The organism is Marinobacter fuscus (genome assembly GCF_003007675.1).
Taxonomy (GTDB): domain Bacteria; phylum Pseudomonadota; class Gammaproteobacteria; order Pseudomonadales; family Oleiphilaceae; genus Marinobacter; species Marinobacter fuscus.
In genome coordinates, this window is sequence record NZ_PXNP01000085.1 from 183688 (window position 1) to 203005 (window position 19318).

The following is a 19318-nucleotide window of genomic DNA, read 5'->3' on the forward strand; positions in this document are numbered from 1 at the left end:
CCATGCTCAGTATCGTGATCGATGTCGTCTACTTCATGCTGTCGCTGGCGCTGTTGTTTGCCTTCATCCGCCTGACCCGTGGCCCGACCCTGCCCGACAGGGTTGTCGCGCTGGAGTTGATCGCCTCGGTGATTGTGGGTTACGTGGGCGTACACGCCATCGATACCGGTGTATCCAGCTTTCTGGATGTGGCCATAGTGATTGCCCTGACTGGCTTTCTCGCGGCCATTGGCTTCGGCCGCTTCGTCCAAAGGGGAGGCGTGCGCAATGACTGAGCTTCTTGTTTGCACACTGCTGTTGGCCGGTGCGTCGTTCATGCTGCTGGCGGCCATCGGCGTGGTACGCCTACCGGATCTGCCCACCCGTATGCACGCCACTACCAAGGCCGGCGCACTGGGCGCAATGCTGACCATGGGCGGGGTGGCAATCTACTTTGCCGACAGTGCGGTGTCTGCCAGAGCCATCGCCATCGTAGTGTTCATCCTGCTGACCGCCCCCATTGCCGCCCATGTTATTGGCAGAGCGGGCTACTTTACCGGCGTAACGCTCTGGGAAGGCACCGTCAAAGATGAGCTGCGAGAACGCTACGGCCCGATCAGCCAACGTCTGGCAAGCCGCGATGACAAACGCCCCTGATCGGCCGGAAAACTGGCGATAAAAAAGACTAAAACCAATGGCTTACTATTGGCTCATTGCAAATTTTGCGTATAGTGGATGGGTTGACAAGCAAATCATCTCAGCCTTCAGCAGGCCGATTTCAAGTCAACCGAATCTTTCTTGAAGTCACAACAAACAAAAGCACAGTGAGAAGATACGTTATGGCGAATACCAAAATTCTCAAGCCCGCTGAAAACGCCCACCAATACCCACTGCTGATCAAACAACTGCTCATGTCCGGCCCCCGTTACAACCCGGAGCAGGAAATTGTTTATGCCAACCGCAGCAAGTACACCTACAAAGACCTGGTGAAGCGCATTCACCGCCTGGCCAATGCGCTGACCGACGCCGGAGTGAAGCCCGGCGATACCGTCGCCGTAATGGACTGGGATACGCCGCGCTATCTGGAATGCTTCTTTGCGGTGCCCATGTTGGGTGCGGTTCTGCATACGGTTAACGTGCGGCTGTCTCCGGAACAGATCCTCTACACCATGAACCACGCAGAAGACGATGTGGTGTTGGTGCACGACGACTTCTTGCCCATCATCGAGGGCATCAAGGATCAGGTCAGTACCGTCAAGACCTGGATTCAGCTGACCGATGCCAACCAGGCCGGTGAAGTCTCGTTCGACACCCACGGCGAGTACGAGGCATTGCTGGCCAAAGCGGATGATCATTTCGAGTTCCCGGACTTCGACGAAAACAGCGTCGCCACCACCTTTTACACCACCGGTACAACCGGTAACCCTAAAGGGGTCTATTTCAGCCACCGCCAACTGGTGCTGCACACTTTGTCGATGGCTGGCAGCATCGGCCACTTCGATGAAATGCCTCTGTTGCGATCATCGTCGGTCTATATGCCGGTAACTCCCATGTTCCATGTACATGCCTGGGGCGTGCCCTATACAGCCACCTTGCTGGGTATCAAGCAGGTCTATCCGGGCCGGTATGAACCGGAACTTCTGGTGGATCTGCTCAAGCACCACAAGGTCAGTTTTTCACACTGTGTGCCCACCATCATGCAGATGATGATGGCTACCGAGTCCATCAAAACGGCCGACCTGAGCAACTGGCACGTCCTGATTGGCGGCAGCGCCATGACCAAAGGCTTATGCGATGCCGCTGCTAAACTGGGCATCCGCCTGTACACCGGTTACGGCATGTCGGAAACCTGCCCGCTGTTGAGCATGACCCACCTCACTCCGCAAGACGTGACGTTGCCGCTGGAGCAACAAACACCGATCCGGGTAAAAACCGGGGTAGCCGTGCCCATGGTGGATTTGGAAATCGTCGACCCTGACGGCAAACCGGTGCCCCACGATGGCGAAAGCAAGGGCGAAGTGGTGGCCCGCGCCCCCTGGCTGACCCAGAGCTACTTCAAGCAACCGGATAAGGGCGAGGAGCTGTGGCAAGGTGGCTGGCTGCATACCGGTGACGTGGCTTCTATGGAGCCCAACCACACGCTCACCATCAAGGATCGCATCAAGGATGTGATCAAGACCGGCGGCGAGTGGCTGTCATCGCTGGACCTGGAAAACATGATCAGTCAACATCCCGCCGTTGCGGGTGCTGCCGTGGTGGGTATTCCGGATGAGAAGTGGGGCGAGCGCCCTTACGCCCTGATTACCCTGAAGCCAGGCGAAAACGCCTCTGAAGAAGACATTCAGAAGCACCTGCAGGCGTTCGTCGACAGCGGGGACATCAACAAGTGGGCCATTCCGAGCCAGATGCGCTTTGTTGAGGACATTCCCAAGACCAGTGTTGGCAAGATCAACAAAAAACTGATACGGGATCAGATTCAGGACTGATCGTCCCGGAACCTGAAGAAGCCGACGCGCACGCGTCGGCTTTTTTGTGTCGGTTGTACGGGTTTAAACCCCCGAAAACGCGAAATCCACCTCGGGTTTGCGACCATCGACAATATCTGCCAGAGCCGCCGCCGAGCCACAGGCATGCGTCCAGCCCAGGGTGCCATGGCCGGTGTTCAGGTACAGATTACTGAAGTGGCTTCTGCCAATGTAGGGGACATTGGAGGGCGTCGCCGGGCGCAGGCCTGTCCAGAACTCCGCCCTGTCCCAATCACCGGCGTTGGGCATTACCTCCGCCGCCCGGCGAACAATCGCGCGGCAACGGGTGAAGTTCAGATTCCGGCTGTAACCGTTCAGCTCGGCGGTACCGGCAACCCGGATGCGATCACCCAAACGGGAGTAAACCAGCTTGTATTCATCATCGGTCAGGCTCACTTTGAACGCCGCCTGCGGGTCTTTCACCGGCACCGTTATGGAGTAACCCTTGGCCGGATAGATATTCAAAAACAGCCCCAGCCTTCGAGCCAACACCGCACTGAAACTTCCCAGACTCAACACAAAGCGATCCGCCCGAATGGTGTGATGCTGGCCGTCAGTCAGCGCCAGCGCGCCGAGAAGGCGATCACCCGCCCGTTCAAAATCCAGAATTTCAGTGCCGTAGCGGAACTCAACACCGGCGCTCCGACACTGTTCCGCCAGCAGTTGCGTGAACTTTCGGGCATCGCCACTCTCGTCGTCGGCGGTGTAGGTGGCTCCGGCGATACGATGGCGAATCGGCGACAGGGCCGGTTCCAGCTCGACCGCCCGGGTGGCATCAATTACCTGGCGATCACACCCCAGATCCCGCATCAGTCTGGCGGGTTCCAGTGCGCCATCAAACTCCTCGGGATTGGTGTAAAAGTGCAGAATACCGCGTTTCTGTTGATCGTAGTCCAGGCCCAGCTCATCTCGCAACTGTTGCAGTTGGCCCCGGCTGTAGGTACCCAGATTCACCATCTGGCGGATATTATGCGCGGCCTTGGCCGATGTGCACTGGGCCAGGAAAGATAACGCCCAGCGCCACTGGTAGGGATCAAGACGCGGCCGGTACAACAGGGGCGCATCGGGGCGCAGCAGCCACTTTGCCAGCTTCAACGGTGCCGAAGGGTTGGCCCAGGGCTCGGCATGGGATACCGACACCTGGCCGCCGTTGGCATAACTGGTTTCCAACCCGGCCTGATTCTGTCGGTCGATAACGGTTACCTGGTGCCCCTGTTTCTGCAGAAACCAGGCCGTAGTGACCCCCACGACGCCGGCACCCAGTACCGCTATATGCATAATATCTCCTGTATTCTGTCTTGTTGTTATGCCTCTCGGCAGGGCTCAGCCACCGGCGCGCTTGACCGTCCAGCCTTTTTGTTCCAGCAATGGCACCAGAATATCCCGCTGATCCCCCTGAATTTCCACCACGCCATCCTTGACCGTGCCGCCGGTGCCGCACTTGGCCTTGAGCTCCTTGGCGTAGGCCTTGAGTGCCTTGTCATCCATCGGGATGCCGGTCACCAGAGTAACACCCTTGCCTTTACGGCCTTTGGTTTCACGGCTGACACGAACAACGCCATCGCCTTCCGGGCGCTTGGCTGATGCGCATTCGCACTGGTCAACCGGCTGCCGACAGCCGGGGCACATCCGCCCCTGATCGGTGGAAAATACCAGTCCACCCTTACGCTTGTTCATCCCCATCATGTAACCCCTGCAACCATCAGTACACGCGTGGTTATTACTCCCGAATACGCTCTGGTCAAAGTATACGCATCGCACTTGCGCTCGGCTTGTCTGGTACCGCTATGTGTCTAAACGGTAATCCAGTTTGTGGGCCTCGCAAAAGCGAGTGAATTCGGCGAGTTGTGCTTCTGGCAGGGACACCGTTACCGTGACATGCTGGCTATACGCGATCGCTTCGATCTGTCCCTCGTGGCCCTCACACCAGTGCCGCAAAGGCTGTTCATCGGCAAACCCGCAGATTACCTCGACACTGGCACGTAACTGTTGCACCACCCGCTCCACACTGGACAGCACACTTTCAGCCGCCCCGGCATAGGCCCGAACCAGGCCACCGGCGCCCAGTTTAATGCCACCAAAATAGCGGATTACAATCACCAGCACATCGCCCATATCCTTGTGCTGAATCACCCCGAGAATGGGTTTGCCCGCCGTACCCGAGGGCTCACCGTCGTCGTTCATGGCGGCCTCGGCGGCCGAACCCGGCCGACCGATCTGATAACCCCAACACACATGCCGGGCATCGGGGAAATCCCGGTGAGCCTGGTCTACATAAGCCCGCACCTGCTCCCGGTCGCTGACCGGGTACACCCGGGCAATGAAGCGGCTTTTTTTCACTTCCGTTTCCCGCTCCAGAAACCCGGCGGGCACCGGATAATCCTTACTCATAGCCATTCCTGTTGTCTGTCATCAGGGCATCAGCCAGCGACAAATACCGGTAAACTGATGGTCACCTCCAAGCCGCCGTCGGCACCGTTGCAGGCACGAATACGGCCATCGTGGGCGGCGATAATATCACGGGCAATCGCCAGCCCGAGCCCCCAGCCCTGGCCGCCCCGGGACTGATCACCCCGGAAGAAGGGCTCGAACATCCGGGTTAACAGGGGCGCTGGCACGCCCGGACCCTGATCGGTAATAGTCACCAGAATGTCGCGGCCGGACAGGGCAAGCGACAGAGACACCGATTGCCCGGGTGGCGTGTGATCCAAGGCATTCTGCAGCACATTGTCAAAAGCCCGTTGCAGCAGGCCCTCATCCCCCAGTACCGATACCACCTGGCTACCTTCCGCCACCACCAGTTTGCAATCCACGCCTCGATCCTCGGCGTATGTGGCGGCATCCTGCAACACCCGGTTCAACAGCAACCGCAATTGCACAGGTTCACGATCGATATCGCCACCTTGCTCCAGCACCCGGTACAGCAGCAAAATCTGCCCGGTCATTTCATCCAGCCGCTCATTCTGGCGTTGGATACTTGCCATCAAGTCGGCATCGGCGCCACTGTCGGCGGCCAGTTCTATGGCCACCCGCTGCCGGGCCAGGGGGGTGCGCAAATCGTGGGAGATGTCACGCAGCAGTTGCTGCTGGCGATCCAGTAACTGGCACAGGCGATCGGTCATGCCGTTAAAAGCCGTTGCCATCTGGCCAATTTCATCGCGCCGCCGGGCAATAGTAGCCACCACCCGCAGGTCGGTCTTGCCCTCGGCAATCGCCCGGGCAGTGCTTTCCATATGCCGGAGCGGACGGGAAATCATCCGCGCCAGCCACCAACAGGCCAGCGAAATCAAAAGAAACGCCAAACCCCATTCCAGAAACCGGAACAGGTGGGGGTTCAGCCAGCCATCTCCGCCCATTCTGGGCCAGGCGATTAACTGGTAGCCCTGCTCCAGCTCAATCACCGCCGGTTTGTGCGGATACCAGCCAGACTGGATGCGCTCCCGAATCACACGGGGCAACCGATGGCGCCCTTCCTCCCGTTCAATCAGCATCAGGTGCAAACCCAACCGTTCGCTTTCCGCCCGCAGAAAGCGCCAGGCCGGGCCACGGCCGTCCCGCTCCCGAATAGCCAAGGCCTCCCGGGCCAGCTCCTGCAGGCCGAGTTCGCGCTCAATGGCCTGGCGCTCCCGATCCAGCAACCAACGGGAGGCCAGGTTGCTGGCCACCAGAGTCACCGCCATGGCCAGCCAGATCGACAGGAACACCCGCCAGAACAGCGGGAATCGGAAGTCTTTCATGATTCCGGCACCCGATAGCTGTAGCCCAGCCCCCGTACCGTCTCGATGCGCGGCGACGGCTCATTACCCAACTTTTTACGCAGGTTACTGATGTGCATATCCAGAGTGCGATCGTGGGCTTCCAGCCGCCGGCCGAGGGCCCACTGCATCAGGTCGGTTTTTCGCACCACGCCGCCAGCGTGGGCCAGCAACACCTGTAACACCTCGTATTCGGTACCGGTCAGATCCAGTGGCTGATCATTCTGATAGATTCGGCGCTGGCCCGGCTCCACCCTCAAATCGCCATAGCAACGGCCCGCCTCAACCCCGGTTTGCTGATCCCAGGCAATCCGCCGCAACAGAGCCTGTAACCGCGCCACCAGCTCCCGGGGATTGCAGGGTTTGGGGATATAGTCATCGGCGCCGACTTCAAAGCCAACAATTCGGTCGGTCTCTTCTCCCCGGGCGGTCAGCAAAATCACCGGCAGGTGAGCCCGGGAACGCAACTCCCGCAGCACATCCAGACCATTGATGTCGGGCAGCATGATATCGAGCACCACAATGTCGCAATCCTGCCCGGTTGCCAACGCAAGACCATCGCGCCCATTCGCCGCCTCACGCACCTGAAAACCCTGACTGGTCAGATAGCGTGCCAGCAGCATCCGAAGTTCGTCATCATCTTCAATCAGCAACACCCGGTTCTGCATACGTCTGCCCTCTGCGGTTATCCGGCGTCAGTCTAGCATGGCCCCGGCCGCTCGCCCGGGAACTGACTCCGGCCTTTACCGAACCTTTACACTGCGCTGACGGCACCTGACATTGCCAGCGTTATGATGGTCCTCACACTGAACAACCCAACGAGGACAACACTATGAAAAAAACTACTTCCCTGATTGTCGCCGGCGTTATGACATCTGCCATGCTGATGGCCAGCTCCACAGCGCTGGCCGACCGCCATGGCAAACATCACCAGGGTGGCAAGTGGGATAAGCAGGAACTCTGCGAACAAGCCCGAGATGGCAAAGGCCCGTTCAACCGGGAAGAACGCCGGGCAGAGATGGAAAAGCAGCGGGCTGAGATGGCTGACCGCCTGCAACTGACGGCTGAGCAGCGCGAGATCTGGGCCGACATCCACCAGGAGCGGCAGGCGCGGCATCAGGAACGCATGGACAAGTGGCAGAAAAAAATGCAGGAGCGCTGCGAAAGCCGCAAGAACGACAAACAAAAGTGATCAGAAGCGGGTGTCTGGCGTATGGTAGGGGAATCCACCCACTGACCAGATACGCTTCATGCCAGAACCCGCTCTGCACAACCTGACCCTGGAAACCCGGCCGTCCATCGCCCGTATCGCCAAAGCGGACTGGCAGCGACTGGCCGGGGAAGCCAACCCGTTTCTCCGATACGAATTTTTGCTGGCACTGGAAGAATCCGGTTGTACCTCGGCGCAGACCGGTTGGACGCCCCGCCACCTGGTGTTTGTGCAGAACGGCCGGGTGGCGGGGGTGGCACCCGCTTACCTGAAAAGCCACTCCCGGGGCGAATATGTGTTCGACTGGTCGTGGGCTGAGGCCTATCAGCGCTATGGTTTGCCCTACTACCCGAAACTGCTGATGGCGATCCCCTTCACACCCTCGGCAGGGCCAAGGCTGCTGCTCGAGCCCGAACTTCGCCACGCGCTTACAGCCGAGCACCTGCAAGACTTGCTGGATACCCTGGCGCAACAACAGGGCGCCCATTCCTGGCACCTGCTGTTCCCGGATGCCCGAGACCAGGCTCTGCTAAACCACCCGCAGGCGTTGCACCGGATTGGCTGCCAGTTTCACTGGCACAACCACGGTTACCGGCAGTTTGACGATTTCCTGGCGGCACTCAATTCCCGCAAACGCAAATCCATTCGCCGGGAACGGCGCCAGGTAGCCGAACAGGGCATCAGTTTCCAGTGGTTTGATGGCCACCAGTTGCCCGATGAGGTGCTGGACACCTTCTTCGTGTTCTATCAGGCCACCTACTTCAAACGGGGCCAGCAACCCTACCTGAACCACGCCTTTTTCGCCCGGCTCCGAGACACCCTACCCGAACACCTGCATCTGGTGATGGCTATGCGCGACGGCAAAATGATTGCCGGGGCCCTTTTCCTGGCTGGCCAGAGCACCCTGTATGGGCGCTACTGGGGATGTCTTGATGAATACGATCATCTGCACTTTGAAACCTGCTATTACCAGGGTATTGAACTGGCCCTGACGCTCGGGCTGGATCATATCGACGCCGGTGCCCAGGGCGAACACAAACTGGTGCGTGGGTTTGAACCGGTAATTACCCACTCCTGGCACGGCATTCAGCACCCGGGATTTCGCGATGCCATTGCTGACTTTACCCGGGAGGAGGCCGACCACGTGCAGGGGTATTTCAAACAGGCGGTAACGGCCCTGCCATTTCGCCAGCAAACCGGAGATTAGCTTCTATACTGAAAGTGGCATTCTGACAATCAACAGGCAATCACCATGGACTCAGGCCTGCCCGGAGCTCTGCTCGCCACTGTCGACCTGCCCTTGCTGCTCGCCGCAGGCGCTCTGCTGCTGGCGTTGATGGCGCTGTGGCAGGCTGGCCGCAGCCGTCAAAGTCAGCAGAACGAACTGGCCGTGCTCAGGGAGCGGTCAGAAACCCTCTGGCGGGAGGTAGACGATCTGAGGGTTTCCCAGTTCAATCACTCGGACGCAACACCTTCCCAGGCCACGGGCTCTCTCGACCAGTCCCGCTACCAGACCGAAATGGAGGCCTACAACCACATCTGGCCTCAAATCTGGCATCTGCACGAACGCCTGGGCATGTTTCTGAGAACCGTGGAGGCGGGCGATGCCGCCGGGGAGCTGCGGCTCGAAGCCCGCAATGCCGCGCTGGAAGCCCGCAACCTGCTGAACCGGCACCGGCCGTTCTGCAACGAGCTGGTGGATGAGCTGCTTACCCGATTCATTGATGTCGAAATCAAGGCGCACCTGGCCGCCTGCCAGTATCTGGACTTACTGAAAGACGCCGCCACCGCACCATCGAACCACGACCGGCGGGTACTGCATGAGAAATACCACGGCCTGCACGAGGGCGAAGCCCGGGAGCTGATGAACCAGCTGGTCACCTCTATCCGCCACCGGGCCATCAAGCCTTAACTGTTTTCGATACGGAATCCGATCTTCAGCACCACCTGATAATGGCCGACCTGACCATTGGCAATGTGGCCCCGGGTTTCCACCACCTCAAACCATTCCATGTTGCTGACACTCTTGCCGCATTCGGCAATGGCGTTATCGATGGCATCTTCCACACTCTTGCGGGAGGAGCCGACAATTTCCACTTTCTTGTAAACGTGATGGTCAGACATACACCTCTTCCTTTTTTCGGTTTGCCTGACCCTCAGCCTAGAAGCCCGATCAGTCCCGGGCAAATTCCAGATAGCGGCTGGCCGCCTGCTTTTTCTCGTCCTGGCTGTTCAGCAGCTCCAGCCGCAGCCGATCAATCACGCTCAGGTAGTCATCCAGAGGCGACTTCTGTTCACCCAGCTTCTTCGACTCTTCAATGAACTCCTGCTGCTTCTCCCGGAGTTCGTTGAGCTTTGCCAGGGCATTACGAATGGCATCAATGCGTGCGCCCAGGGCGCCACCCACCTCGTTATCGTCGCCGCTCTGCCCGAGGGAGCTTTCTAGCGGTGGCACCGTTTCTGTGTTCTGTTCCGCCAGCTCCAGCTCTTCGAGCGTTCGTACCTCGCCGTCGGTGGTCAGATAAATCCCGGTGCCTTTGATCTGCCCCAATGGCACACCCTGGCTGTTGGTCATGGTAAAGCGGTCGTCGGCATTGTCGACATACAGGGCTTTCACCCCCACCTCGCTCAGGGATTTCAATTCCTGCTTGCCATCGGCCGACTGTACCCAGACCGACAGGGAATCGAACACGGCGTCGTTCTCATCAATCCACAGGTTACCATCGTCATCGTAGGCCGCCAGTTCACTGAAACCGGAACCACTGGCGGGCCCAAAAAGTTCTGAGCCATCATCCACCGTGCCGTTACCATTACGATCGAACACCAGATAACCGCTGCCGGAACCCAGACTGGCAAATTCCGCGGTGTCGCCGTTGCCGGTCATGTCGAATTCAAACAGGGTATCGGTCAGGCGCGCAGTGGAGGTTCCAAAATTGATCACCAACGGATCGGTCATCGGCCGCTCACGAATCTGGATAGACTCGGAATACTCGTAACTGTGGGACTGGGATTGGCGCAACGACAGGGTAAAATCAATGGTTTCGCCGTTATCCAGGGTAATGCTGCCGGTGGAGGCAAAACTGCGGGACTGGCTTTGCGAATAAAACATGTAACGGCCCGCCGACACCGACAGGCTGCCGGAGCTCTCTCCAGCCGCACCGCCACCCAGTGCGGCCCGGCTTACCGTGAGCGCCTGCTGCCCCATCAAAAAAACTTCAGAAGATTTCTCAAGCATTTCAGCGCTGGTGAAGGTGCCGTTTCGGTCGCCACCACTGACCTGACTGGAGCTGGTGAAACCCAGCTGCTCCTGACTGGTGTAGCGATAGGTTGCCTGGCGAACCACCGAGAGTTCGCGCCCATCCAGTTGCTGACCTTCGCCCGGCAAAGAAGCACCACTTTGGCGGATTCTCAGCTGGGAGCTGTCAAACGCCGACTCATGACGGCTGCTGTTCTGAACGAAAGAAATATTGCTGGACAAAATCATCGGGCACCCCTCCGTGACATTGCCTCACGTAACGGCACACCCCCGGCAAACTTGAGCGGGATTTAACCAGCTTTGACAATTCAGACCAGATAACGCACCGATGCCGCCGCCATCAACCCGATGGCAATGGCGGGCAGGGGTTTACGGATGGCCAGCATAGCCGCAGCCGTGGCCACCAGAGCCGCCAATGCCCCGGCATCGCCACTGACCGCCATGGGCACAATAATAGCAATCAGCACCGAACTGGCCATGGTGTTAATAAAGCTTTCGGTGCGCGCATTGATGCGAATAAACGACATCACGAACACGCCACCGAAACGGGTAATGAGGGTAACCACCGCCATAATGGCAATCAGCGCCAGCACCCCCAGTGTGGAAGTTTCAATGGTCATCAGTACCCTCCCCGGCGGTTCGGGCCCTGACTTCCGGCTCCAGCCAGAACAGCCCCACCAGGCCACCGGCAATGGCACCGGCCACCACGTGCATATTCGGAGGCAGCCACCTCCAGGCCGCCAGCGAGGCAGCCCCTGCCACCAGCCAGGCCATCAATACCCGGGGTGTTTTCTTACCGCCCAGGGCCATGGCCAACAGGAAGCATCCCAACACCATATCCAGCCCCAGGGTTTTCGGGTTTTGTAGCAGCCCCCCGAAATAGACACCCAGCGCCGTTCCGGCAATCCACGCCAGCCACAACACCAGGCCGCCCCCCACAATCACCTCCAGATTGTGTCGCCCGGCCTGGTATTCCTGAGCCGACACCGCCCAGTTGGCATCAGTCAATACCAGCAGCATGGCGTAACGCTGGCCCGGCGGCACAGTTTTCAGCATCGGGTACAGCGAGGCCCCCATCAGCAGGTGCCGGGAATTAATGGCAAACACCACCGCAATCAGCGGCAGCACGGAGACTTCCGCACCCCAGATATCCACCGCCGCAAACTGAGAGGCACCGGCAAATACCGTGGTGCTCATCAAAATGGCTTGCAGGGGTGACAGGCCTTCCTGGATGGCGGCCAGACCAAAGGCCGCCCCAAATGCCAATACAAACAGTGATATCGGCATCAGGCGGAAGAATTCGGTGCGCGCCTTGCGGGCGTCAAACGAGTAGGTGTAAGAGGTCTCAGACATCGACAGAAACTAATCGGGATAGAGACAAACACGAATAGGTAATAACCACCACATCGCCGAGAATACGAGTTCACCTGCCAGAGTCCGGACGGTTTCGCCCGGGTTTCGGAAATTCCCGAACTTGAGGTTGACGTTCACGTAAACTTCATTTAGCTTGAATTTTGTCCAGCCCCAAAAGGGCAACCCGACCACTCCTTCGGGCGGATACCGAAATCCCGGCCACAAGCCGGAGGACAAAAACAATACCACCTGCCGCCGCCATCCGGCCGCAATGGAGAGGATTTGACCATGCTGTTCAATCACCCGGAATTTGATAATCACGAGCACCTGTCGTTTTTCTGCGATGCCGAGACCGGCCTGAAGGCCATTGTTGCCATCCATAATACGTCCCGGGGCCCGGCACTGGGCGGCTGTCGAATGTTCCCCTACGCCAACGATGAAGAAGCCCTGCGGGATGTGTTGCGCCTGTCCCGGGGCATGACCTACAAATCCGCCCTCGCCAATCTGGATCTGGGCGGTGGCAAGTCGGTGATTATCGGCGACCCGCGCCAACACAAGACCGAAGCGCTGCTGGAAGCCATGGGCCGCCATCTGGAAAGCCTCGGTGGCCGCTACATTGGCGCCGAAGACTCGGGCACCAGCGTACCCGACCTGAAAATCATGGGCCGCCACACCCAACACGTGGCGGGCATTACCGATCACATCGCCTTTAACGGTAAACCCAGCAACGGCGACCCCTCGCCCACCACCGCTTATGGCACCTTCGTTGGCCTGCAGGCCGCCGTCCGTCACAAGCTTGGTCGCGGCGATCTGACCGGGCTGAAAGTCGCCGTGCAAGGCCTGGGTAATGTCGGCTTTCGCCTGGCGCAGCACCTGAAAGAGGCGGGGGCCGAACTCTGGGTTACCGACATTCATCAGGACAACCTGCAGCGCGCGGTGGACGAACTGGGCGCCACCGCGGTGGCGCCGGAGGAAATTCTCACCCTGCCGGTGGATGTGCTGGCCCCCTGCGCCATGGGCGCCATTCTCAACGACCGCAGCATTCCTACCATCAAGGCGGCGGTTATTGCCGGAGCCGCCAATAACCTGTTGGATCGCCCGGAACACGACGCCGCCCTGAAAGAGCGCGGCATCCTCTACGCACCGGACTTTGCCATCAACGCCGGTGGCATTATCGACGTGTTCTATGAGCGCTCCGGTGCCACCCCACAAACCGTGCGCCAGCACGTGGAAACCATCGGCGACACGCTCACCGAAATCTTCCGCCGCTCCGATGAATCCGGCACGCCAACCGGCGCCATCGCCAACCAACTGGCGGAAGAACGCTTCAAAAAGCACGCGGCGGCCAGTGCTCCCGCTCCAGAGCGGGCGACTGGCACCCACTGATTCGGGTACGCCGACACTGTTAAGGGAGCGCAGCGACTGCGCTCCCGCGCTTAACCCCTGAAACAAAAACAACACTCTCGGGAGACAACCATGTCTGTTTCATCAAACAGCTCTGCCACCTATTCCGGCACCCTGGAAGGCGCCAATGCCCAGCGGGGGCTCTGGTCTTCACGGCTGGCATTCATCCTGGCCGCCACCGGCTCCGCCGTGGGCCTGGGCAACATCTGGAAATTCCCCTACGTCACCGGTGAAAACGGCGGCGGTGCCTTTGTGCTGGTGTACCTGCTGTGCATTGCCATCATCGGCATCCCGATCATGATGGCAGAAGTAATGATCGGCCGCCGGGGCGGCCACAGCCCGGTGAACAGTATCCGCCTGATTGCCCGGCAGGATGGCCTGAACCCGGCCTGGAAACTGGTGGGCGCTGTTGGTGTATTGGCAGGCTTTCTGATTTTGTCGTTCTATTCGGTGATTGGCGGCTGGGCCATTTCCTACGTGGGCACCACCGCCAGTGGCCAGTTGACCGGGCAAACCGCCGATGCGGTGGGTGAGATTTTCTCCGGCCTGCTCAGCAATCCCGGCACCCTGCTGCTGTGGCACACCCTGTTTATGGCCATGGTAATGCTGGTGGTGGCGCGGGGCGTGCGCTCCGGCCTTGAGCGCGCCGTCAGTATTCTGATGCCCGCTCTGTTCGTGCTGTTGCTGGTGGTGGTCGGCTACTCTATGACCACCGGCCACTTCGGCCAGGCGGCCGCCTTTCTGTTCCAGCCAGACTTTTCCAAACTCACCACCTCCGGTGTGCTGGTTGCGCTCGGCCACGCCTTCTTTACCCTGAGCCTGGGCATGGCGGTGATGATGGCCTACGGCTCCTATCTGCCGAAGAAAATCTCCATTGCCAAGACCTCCATCACCGTCTCGGTGATCGATACTGGCGTGGCGCTGTTGGCTGGCCTTGCCATCTTCCCGATTGTCTTTGCCAACGGGCTGGAGCCAGGCGCAGGCCCCGGGCTGATCTTCCAGACCCTGCCACTGGCCTTCGGCCAGATGCCCATGGGCTCGCTGTTCGGTACCCTGTTTTTCGTGCTGCTGATCTTCGCCGCCTGGACGTCCGGCATTTCCCTGCTGGAACCCATTGTGGAATGGCTGGAAGAACAAAAAGGCCTGAATCGCTCCATCAGTACCCTGGGTGCCGGCATTGTCTGCTGGGCGCTGGGCATCGCCTCAATCCTGTCGCTCAACCTGTGGGCCGACGTGGCACCGCTGAGCTTCATTCCGAAGCTGGAAGGCAAAACCATCTTTGATTTGCTGGACTTCTTCACCGCCAACATCCTGCTGCCACTGGGTGGCCTGCTGGTGGCGGTGATGGCAGGCTGGATTATGTCCAGACCGGCCATGGAAAAGGAACTGGCGCTGTCGCCGGGCTTGTTCAACCTGTGGTTTGTCACCGTGCGGTTTATTACCCCGGTGGCGGTCGGCATTGTGTTTATCTACAACCTGATCTGATCCACCTGTGCAATGCCCCGGCCAAGGCCGGGGCATTCATTCAACCGGTAATCCCCCGCCACAACCCCAGCGAACTCACCACCAGCAAAACCACCCCCAGAAACCGGAAAAACACCGTCGGCTCCGATTTAAGCATACGCTCGTGAAACCACAGCCCGATGACGTGGCCCACCGCCGCACAGGGCAGCAACCACAGATGGTGGACAAGCTGCAGATCAATACCGGCCCAGACAAACGCGCCCATCTTGATGGTCACCAGAATAAACCAGAGCGCGAACAGGGTATCCCGCAGCCGCTCCCGGGGCAGGTGCTGAGCCACCACGGCAATCACCAGCGGCGCACCGATCAGCGACGTACCGCTGATGTACCCTCCCAGCATCAGGAACACCGTATCCACAAACGGACTTTTACTGCGGAACGGCTTGTTGAGAATGTACGACATGGCATACACCGACACGATCACGAAAATGATCGAGCTCATCACCACCGCAGGAAAGGTAATCAACCCGAACACCCCGATGATCTTGGGCACAATCATAATGCCCAGTATCTTGCCCAGATAACGCCAGTCCACCGTGCCCGACACGTCGCCACCGCCAGCCTGGGCCGCCTGCTTGCGATGATTCATCCAGATGGTCAGCGAAGAAAAAATCAACAAATGCACCGAAATAATCGGCAAGTACACCAACGGATCGTTGTGAATCAGCAACAGAAACGGCAACGCCAGCACCGCTCCCCCGAACGCCAGCCCGGAACGCACAAACCCGCTCCAAACAAACACCAGGGCAATCAGCACATACTGAATCAGAGACAGATCAGACATAACACCAACATCATCGAAAATCAGAAAACAGGCGGGAACCCTGCTCAGTCATCCCCGCCGGAACGAAAACAGCCCGCCAGCACCGCACGCATCTTATCGGCACCCAGGCGCTCCATCAGCTCAATATTCCTGTCCGGAATCCCGTCCACATCGGGATAATTATCAATCGCCGCCTCCAGGCTCGACTCCCGCAGCAGATGCAGCATGGGAAATGGCGACCGATTGGTATAATTCTCCGCCGACTCCGGCCCGGTTCCGGCAAACTGATAATCCGGATGAAAGCTCGCCACCTGGAACACCCCTTCCAGATCCAGAAAGACCAGCAAACCATCCGCCACATCCAGAAACTCGTTATAGGCGCCGAAATCCTGCAGCACCCCGGGATGAATCAACAGCGTGGTCTCCACCTCCGGCGCCTCTTGCAAATGCAGCAACTCATCCTGCAGCGCCTGCAACAAGGCTTCCTCCGTCGCGGCCCCGGTCACCACAAACCGCACCCGATCCTTCACCAACTCACGCTTGGCAAAGGGACACAGGTTGTAGCCTACAACAACGTCCTCCACCCAGTGCCGGGTGGCGTTAATAACTTCATGCTCGTTCAATGATTAATCCTTGCTCTCAAAAACCCACGCCAAGGCTTGATGCGCAGGAGCGGGTCAAGGGTTACAAATACCCCTGACTCCGCAAATAGTCATCATAGGAGCCACTGAAATCCGTCACCCCATCCGCCCCCAACTCAATAATCCGCGTCGCCAGCGAAGACACAAACTCCCGGTCATGGCTGACAAAAATCAGCGTCCCCGGGTAATTTTCCAGCGCCAGGTTCAACGCCTCAATCGACTCCATATCCAGGTGGTTGGTCGGCTCATCCAGCAGCATCACATTCGGCTTCTGCAGAATCAGCTTGCCGAACAGCATCCGCCCCTGCTCGCCACCAGACAACACCTTCACCGACTTGCCAATATCATCACTGGAAAACAACATGCGCCCCAGCGTGCCACGCACCAACTGATCACCGCCGGTCGTCCACTGGGCCATCCACTCGGTCAGCGTGTCATCGGCGGCAAAATCCGCCGTATGGTCCTGGGCGAAATACCCCACCTCGGCACTGTCCGTCCACTTCACCTGCCCGCTGTCCGGTGTGAACGCGCCTGCCAGACACTGCAGCAGCGTGGTTTTACCAATCCCGTTCGGCCCGATGATCGCCACCCGCTCCCCCGCTTCAATCTGCAAATCCAGGTTGCGGAACAAGGGGCCTTCGTCAAAGCCTTTGGTCAGCTTCTCCAGCGTCACCGCCTGACGGTGCAGCTTTTTACCCTGCTCGAAGCGGATAAACGGGCTGACCCGGCTCGACGGCTTCACCTCTTCCAGCTGAATCTTGTCGATCTGCCGGGCCCGGGACGTCGCCTGCTTGGCCTTGGAGGCGTTGGCCGAGAAGCGGCTGACAAACTGCTGCAGTTCGGCAATCTGCGCCTTCTTCTTGGCGTTGTCCGCCATCATACGCTCACGGGCCTGGGTGGCGGCGGTCATATACTCATCGTAGTTGCCCGGGAACAGACGCAGCTCGCCATAATCCAGGTCGGCCATGTGCGTGCAGACACTGTTCAGAAAGTGCCGGTCGTGAGAGATGATGATCATGGTGCTGTTGCGGGCCACCAGGATATTCTCCAACCAGCGGATGGTGTTGATGTCCAGGTGGTTGGTGGGCTCGTCCAGCAGCAACACGTCCGGATCTGAGAACAGCGCCTGGGCCAGCAACACACGCAGTTTCCAGCCCGGCGCCAGAGCACTCATGGGCCCCTCGTGCTGCTCCAGCGGGATATCCAGCCCCAGCAGCAATTCACCGGCACGGGATTCCGCGGTGTAGCCGTCCATCTCGGCAAACTGTACCTCCAGATCCGCCACCGCCATGCCGTCTTCTTCACTCATTTCCGGCAGTGAATAGATGCGGTCACGCTCTTTCTTCACCTGCCAGAGTTCCTCGTGGCCCATGATCACGGTGTCCATCACCGTGCAGTTCTCATAGGCAAACTGATCCTGGCGCAGCTTACCCAAGCGGGTATTGGGCTCCAGCATCACCTGGCCAGCCGAGGGCTCCAGATCGCCCCCGAGAATTTTCATCAGCGTGGATTTGCCACAACCATTGGCGCCGATCAGGCCGTAACGGTTGCCGTTGCCGAACTTGGCAGAAACATTTTCAAACAGGGGCTTTACCCCGAATTGCATGGTCAGATTAGCTGTAGAGATCAAGGAAGAAACCTGCAAAAGTGAAGGCCGGTGGCCACCGGCAAAAGAAACGCGGCATTGTACAGGTTTGCCCGCCACACTGTCAGACCGGAAAAACACCGACAAAAAGCACTTGCCCTCCGGGCGCGGTGCGGGCAGCATTCCCGTTCAGGAAGTTCCACTCATGCAACACAGGATTGAAACCATGGCACAAGCAACCGCACGCCACATTCTGGTCGACAGCGAAGCAAAATGTGAAGAACTGAAAAAAGCCATCGAAGGTGGCCAGGACTTCGCCGAAGTCGCCAAACAGCACTCCAGCTGCCCGTCTGGCCGCAACGGCGGCGACCTGGGCTCCTTCGGCCCGGGCCAGATGGTACCCGAGTTCGACAAAGCCGTATTCAGCGGTGAACTGAACACCGTGATCGGCCCGATCCAGACCCAGTTCGGTTATCACCTGCTGGAAGTGACCAGCCGCAGCTGATCACCTGTACACACTGGCAAGGCCGGGAGGCTTTGCCGGTGTTTGCTTGCAGGTGTCTTTAATTTGTAATCGCCATCGCCATACCGTCCAGCTTCTCTTTGGTCTTTTCCCACTTGGGCATCACCCGGTTCATCAGCCGATAGAAGCGTTCGCTGTGATTATGCTCGGCGATGTGGCAAAGCTCATGCAATATCACATAGTCAATGCACTCACGAGGCGCTTTAACCAGGTGCGGGTTCAGAGTGATTCGACCACTGGGTGAGCAACTGCCCCATTGGGTTTGCATGGTCAGTATGCGCAGAGGTGGGCGCTCATCCACCCAAAGGGCCTGCTCCAGCATGGCATCAAGGCGCTTGGCAAAGGTTTCTTTGGCCCGCTCTTTGTACCAGTCGGTCAACCGTTCTTTCACCTTGTCGGTAGACTTTACTCGAACTGACACTTCCAGCTTGCCGCGCAGCAGTTTCACGCCTTGAACCTGCTCAGGGGTTTCAATCACTTTCAGCAGGTACCGTTTCCCAAGGTAGTAATGGCTTTCGCCACTGATGTACTGGCGCGGTGTAATGAACTCAAGCTGTTTTCGAAAGTCCCTGAGTTGCTCGTATATCCAACGTCCACGCTTTTTAACAGCCGATAGAACCGCCTCGCTGTCCGCATCTTCGGGAGCGGATGCGATTACCCGACAGTCCGGATGAACCTTGATCAATACCTTGCCAGTGGCTTGCGGGCGCTTAACGCGCTCAAACGTAATCTGCTCGTCACCGTAGCAAAAGCTCATGGTCTGGCCTGTTTTTTCGGGACGGCGTTTAATCGGCACATTC

23 protein-coding genes are annotated in these 19318 nt (G+C 58.8%); 9 read left to right on the forward strand and 14 right to left on the reverse strand.

Annotation, left to right across the window (positions count from 1 at the left end; genetic code table 11):
* The first annotated feature begins 2 nt into the window (after nucleotides 1-2).
* The 3 genes from C7H09_RS12165 to C7H09_RS12175 all read left to right on the forward strand — a co-directional run bounded on the left by C7H09_RS12165 (nucleotide 3) and on the right by C7H09_RS12175 (nucleotide 2465).
* Entirely contained in the window at nucleotides 3-275 is a 273-nt protein-coding gene (locus C7H09_RS12165) for an MrpF/PhaF family protein (RefSeq protein WP_106763028.1), read from the forward strand.
* Nucleotides 268-636 carry a monovalent cation/H(+) antiporter subunit G gene (mnhG, locus tag C7H09_RS12170; RefSeq protein ID WP_106763030.1) on the forward strand — a complete coding sequence of 123 codons (369 nt, stop codon included), beginning with the start codon at nucleotides 268-270 and terminating at the stop codon, nucleotides 634-636. Before C7H09_RS12165 ends, mnhG begins: the two co-directional genes overlap by 8 nt.
* A 182-nt stretch (nucleotides 637-818) precedes the next feature.
* Nucleotides 819-2465 (forward strand): fatty acid--CoA ligase, encoded by a 1647-nt coding sequence (locus tag C7H09_RS12175; protein ID WP_106763033.1) that lies wholly within the window; start codon nucleotides 819-821, stop codon nucleotides 2463-2465.
* Between the two features lie 63 nt (nucleotides 2466-2528).
* Here the strand turns inward: C7H09_RS12175 and C7H09_RS12180 are convergent, their stop codons facing one another.
* The 5 genes from C7H09_RS12180 to C7H09_RS12200 all read right to left on the reverse strand — a co-directional run bounded on the left by C7H09_RS12180 (nucleotide 2529) and on the right by C7H09_RS12200 (nucleotide 6927).
* Nucleotides 2529-3782 carry a D-amino acid dehydrogenase gene (locus C7H09_RS12180; protein WP_106763035.1) on the reverse strand — a complete coding sequence of 418 codons (1254 nt, stop codon included), beginning with the start codon at nucleotides 3780-3782 and terminating at the stop codon, nucleotides 2529-2531.
* Between the two features lie 45 nt (nucleotides 3783-3827).
* On the reverse strand, nucleotides 3828-4187 hold the full coding sequence (locus tag C7H09_RS12185) for a translation initiation factor Sui1 (protein WP_106763038.1): 360 nt from the start codon (nucleotides 4185-4187) through the stop codon (nucleotides 3828-3830).
* Between the two features lie 102 nt (nucleotides 4188-4289).
* Nucleotides 4290-4895 carry a YigZ family protein gene (locus C7H09_RS12190; protein WP_106763041.1) on the reverse strand — a complete coding sequence of 202 codons (606 nt, stop codon included), beginning with the start codon at nucleotides 4893-4895 and terminating at the stop codon, nucleotides 4290-4292.
* Between the two features lie 29 nt (nucleotides 4896-4924).
* A complete protein-coding gene (locus C7H09_RS12195; protein WP_106763044.1) occupies nucleotides 4925-6241 on the reverse strand; it encodes a sensor histidine kinase in 1317 nt (438 codons plus the stop codon).
* The gene (locus tag C7H09_RS12200) at nucleotides 6238-6927 is read right to left on the reverse strand and encodes a response regulator transcription factor (protein ID WP_106763047.1); all 690 of its coding nucleotides are present in this window, start codon (nucleotides 6925-6927) and stop codon (nucleotides 6238-6240) included. Before C7H09_RS12200 ends, C7H09_RS12195 begins: the two co-directional genes overlap by 4 nt.
* Before the next feature lie 164 nt (nucleotides 6928-7091).
* Between C7H09_RS12200 and C7H09_RS12205 the strand changes: the two genes are divergently transcribed.
* The 3 genes from C7H09_RS12205 to C7H09_RS12215 are packed head-to-tail and all read left to right on the forward strand — an operon-like array spanning nucleotide 7092 to nucleotide 9381.
* Nucleotides 7092-7451, forward strand: coding sequence for a hypothetical protein (locus C7H09_RS12205; protein WP_106763050.1), 360 nt, complete (start codon nucleotides 7092-7094; stop codon nucleotides 7449-7451).
* Between the two features lie 58 nt (nucleotides 7452-7509).
* The gene (locus tag C7H09_RS12210; RefSeq protein WP_106763053.1) at nucleotides 7510-8676 is read left to right on the forward strand and encodes a GNAT family N-acetyltransferase; all 1167 of its coding nucleotides are present in this window, start codon (nucleotides 7510-7512) and stop codon (nucleotides 8674-8676) included.
* A 45-nt stretch (nucleotides 8677-8721) separates the two neighbouring features.
* Nucleotides 8722-9381, forward strand: coding sequence for a hypothetical protein (locus tag C7H09_RS12215; protein ID WP_106763055.1), 660 nt, complete (start codon nucleotides 8722-8724; stop codon nucleotides 9379-9381).
* On the opposite strand, the gene C7H09_RS12220 is transcribed toward C7H09_RS12215, so the two are convergent.
* The 5 genes from C7H09_RS12220 to C7H09_RS19770 form a co-directional block, all read right to left on the reverse strand.
* On the reverse strand, nucleotides 9378-9593 hold the full coding sequence (locus C7H09_RS12220) for a dodecin (RefSeq protein ID WP_106763057.1): 216 nt from the start codon (nucleotides 9591-9593) through the stop codon (nucleotides 9378-9380). The two genes, C7H09_RS12215 and C7H09_RS12220, sit on opposite strands and share 4 nt — an antisense overlap.
* Nucleotides 9594-9642: 49 nt before the next feature.
* Complete coding sequence (locus tag C7H09_RS12225; protein WP_106763060.1) at nucleotides 9643-10953, reverse strand: hypothetical protein; 1311 nt, start codon at nucleotides 10951-10953, stop codon at nucleotides 9643-9645.
* An 80-nt stretch (nucleotides 10954-11033) separates the two neighbouring features.
* A complete protein-coding gene (locus C7H09_RS12230; RefSeq protein WP_106763062.1) occupies nucleotides 11034-11345 on the reverse strand; it encodes an AzlD family protein in 312 nt (103 codons plus the stop codon).
* Nucleotides 11335-12078 (reverse strand): AzlC family ABC transporter permease, encoded by a 744-nt coding sequence (locus tag C7H09_RS12235; RefSeq protein ID WP_106763065.1) that lies wholly within the window; start codon nucleotides 12076-12078, stop codon nucleotides 11335-11337. Before C7H09_RS12235 ends, C7H09_RS12230 begins: the two co-directional genes overlap by 11 nt.
* A 9-nt stretch (nucleotides 12079-12087) precedes the next feature.
* Entirely contained in the window at nucleotides 12088-12399 is a 312-nt protein-coding gene (locus C7H09_RS19770; RefSeq protein ID WP_133166231.1) for a hypothetical protein, read from the reverse strand.
* Between C7H09_RS19770 and C7H09_RS12240 the strand changes: the two genes are divergently transcribed.
* Nucleotides 12367-13464, forward strand: coding sequence for a Leu/Phe/Val dehydrogenase (locus tag C7H09_RS12240; RefSeq protein WP_106763068.1), 1098 nt, complete (start codon nucleotides 12367-12369; stop codon nucleotides 13462-13464). The two genes, C7H09_RS19770 and C7H09_RS12240, sit on opposite strands and share 33 nt — an antisense overlap.
* Nucleotides 13465-13554: 90 nt before the next feature.
* Complete coding sequence (locus C7H09_RS12245) at nucleotides 13555-14967, forward strand: sodium-dependent transporter (protein ID WP_106763071.1); 1413 nt, start codon at nucleotides 13555-13557, stop codon at nucleotides 14965-14967.
* Nucleotides 14968-15007: 40 nt separating this feature from the next.
* Here C7H09_RS12245 and C7H09_RS12250 read toward each other — a convergent pair whose 3' ends face one another.
* The 3 genes from C7H09_RS12250 to C7H09_RS12260 all read right to left on the reverse strand — a co-directional run bounded on the left by C7H09_RS12250 (nucleotide 15008) and on the right by C7H09_RS12260 (nucleotide 18040).
* A complete protein-coding gene (locus tag C7H09_RS12250) occupies nucleotides 15008-15790 on the reverse strand; it encodes a TSUP family transporter (protein WP_106763073.1) in 783 nt (260 codons plus the stop codon).
* A gap of 44 nt (nucleotides 15791-15834) precedes the next feature.
* Nucleotides 15835-16392, reverse strand: coding sequence for a DUF1415 domain-containing protein (locus C7H09_RS12255; protein ID WP_106763076.1), 558 nt, complete (start codon nucleotides 16390-16392; stop codon nucleotides 15835-15837).
* 61 nt (nucleotides 16393-16453) lie between these two features.
* Nucleotides 16454-18040: an ABC-F family ATPase gene (locus C7H09_RS12260; protein WP_106763115.1), complete on the reverse strand. Its 1587-nt coding sequence runs from the start codon at nucleotides 18038-18040 to the stop codon at nucleotides 16454-16456.
* Between the two features lie 181 nt (nucleotides 18041-18221).
* Here C7H09_RS12260 and C7H09_RS12265 point away from each other — a divergent pair, with 181 nt between their 5' ends.
* Complete coding sequence (locus C7H09_RS12265) at nucleotides 18222-18500, forward strand: peptidylprolyl isomerase (RefSeq protein ID WP_106763117.1); 279 nt, start codon at nucleotides 18222-18224, stop codon at nucleotides 18498-18500.
* Nucleotides 18501-18558: 58 nt separating this feature from the next.
* Here C7H09_RS12265 and C7H09_RS12270 read toward each other — a convergent pair whose 3' ends face one another.
* Nucleotides 18559-19275 (reverse strand): M48 family metallopeptidase, encoded by a 717-nt coding sequence (locus C7H09_RS12270; RefSeq protein WP_206074318.1) that lies wholly within the window; start codon nucleotides 19273-19275, stop codon nucleotides 18559-18561.
* Nucleotides 19276-19318: the final 43 nt, after the last annotated feature.

Excerpts from the sequence above, each read along its gene's own strand:
- C7H09_RS12165 (WP_106763028.1), top strand. The coding sequence starts at position 3 with ATGCTCAGTATCGTGATCGATGTCGTCTACTTCATGCTGTCGCTGGCG.
- mnhG (WP_106763030.1), top strand. The coding sequence starts at position 268 with ATGACTGAGCTTCTTGTTTGCACACTGCTGTTGGCCGGTGCGTCGTTC.
- C7H09_RS12175 (WP_106763033.1), top strand. The coding sequence starts at position 819 with ATGGCGAATACCAAAATTCTCAAGCCCGCTGAAAACGCCCACCAATAC.
- C7H09_RS12180 (WP_106763035.1), bottom strand. The coding sequence starts at position 3,782 with ATGCATATAGCGGTACTGGGTGCCGGCGTCGTGGGGGTCACTACGGCC.
- C7H09_RS12185 (WP_106763038.1), bottom strand. The coding sequence starts at position 4,187 with ATGGGGATGAACAAGCGTAAGGGTGGACTGGTATTTTCCACCGATCAG.
- C7H09_RS12190 (WP_106763041.1), bottom strand. The coding sequence starts at position 4,895 with ATGAGTAAGGATTATCCGGTGCCCGCCGGGTTTCTGGAGCGGGAAACG.
- C7H09_RS12195 (WP_106763044.1), bottom strand. The coding sequence starts at position 6,241 with ATGAAAGACTTCCGATTCCCGCTGTTCTGGCGGGTGTTCCTGTCGATC.
- C7H09_RS12200 (WP_106763047.1), bottom strand. The coding sequence starts at position 6,927 with ATGCAGAACCGGGTGTTGCTGATTGAAGATGATGACGAACTTCGGATG.
- C7H09_RS12205 (WP_106763050.1), top strand. The coding sequence starts at position 7,092 with ATGAAAAAAACTACTTCCCTGATTGTCGCCGGCGTTATGACATCTGCC.
- C7H09_RS12210 (WP_106763053.1), top strand. The coding sequence starts at position 7,510 with ATGCCAGAACCCGCTCTGCACAACCTGACCCTGGAAACCCGGCCGTCC.
- C7H09_RS12215 (WP_106763055.1), top strand. The coding sequence starts at position 8,722 with ATGGACTCAGGCCTGCCCGGAGCTCTGCTCGCCACTGTCGACCTGCCC.
- C7H09_RS12220 (WP_106763057.1), bottom strand. The coding sequence starts at position 9,593 with ATGTCTGACCATCACGTTTACAAGAAAGTGGAAATTGTCGGCTCCTCC.
- C7H09_RS12225 (WP_106763060.1), bottom strand. The coding sequence starts at position 10,953 with ATGATTTTGTCCAGCAATATTTCTTTCGTTCAGAACAGCAGCCGTCAT.
- C7H09_RS12230 (WP_106763062.1), bottom strand. The coding sequence starts at position 11,345 with ATGACCATTGAAACTTCCACACTGGGGGTGCTGGCGCTGATTGCCATT.
- C7H09_RS12235 (WP_106763065.1), bottom strand. The coding sequence starts at position 12,078 with ATGTCTGAGACCTCTTACACCTACTCGTTTGACGCCCGCAAGGCGCGC.
- C7H09_RS12240 (WP_106763068.1), top strand. The coding sequence starts at position 12,367 with ATGCTGTTCAATCACCCGGAATTTGATAATCACGAGCACCTGTCGTTT.
- C7H09_RS12245 (WP_106763071.1), top strand. The coding sequence starts at position 13,555 with ATGTCTGTTTCATCAAACAGCTCTGCCACCTATTCCGGCACCCTGGAA.
- C7H09_RS12250 (WP_106763073.1), bottom strand. The coding sequence starts at position 15,790 with ATGTCTGATCTGTCTCTGATTCAGTATGTGCTGATTGCCCTGGTGTTT.
- C7H09_RS12265 (WP_106763117.1), top strand. The coding sequence starts at position 18,222 with ATGGCACAAGCAACCGCACGCCACATTCTGGTCGACAGCGAAGCAAAA.
- C7H09_RS12270 (WP_206074318.1), bottom strand. The coding sequence starts at position 19,275 with ATGAGCTTTTGCTACGGTGACGAGCAGATTACGTTTGAGCGCGTTAAG.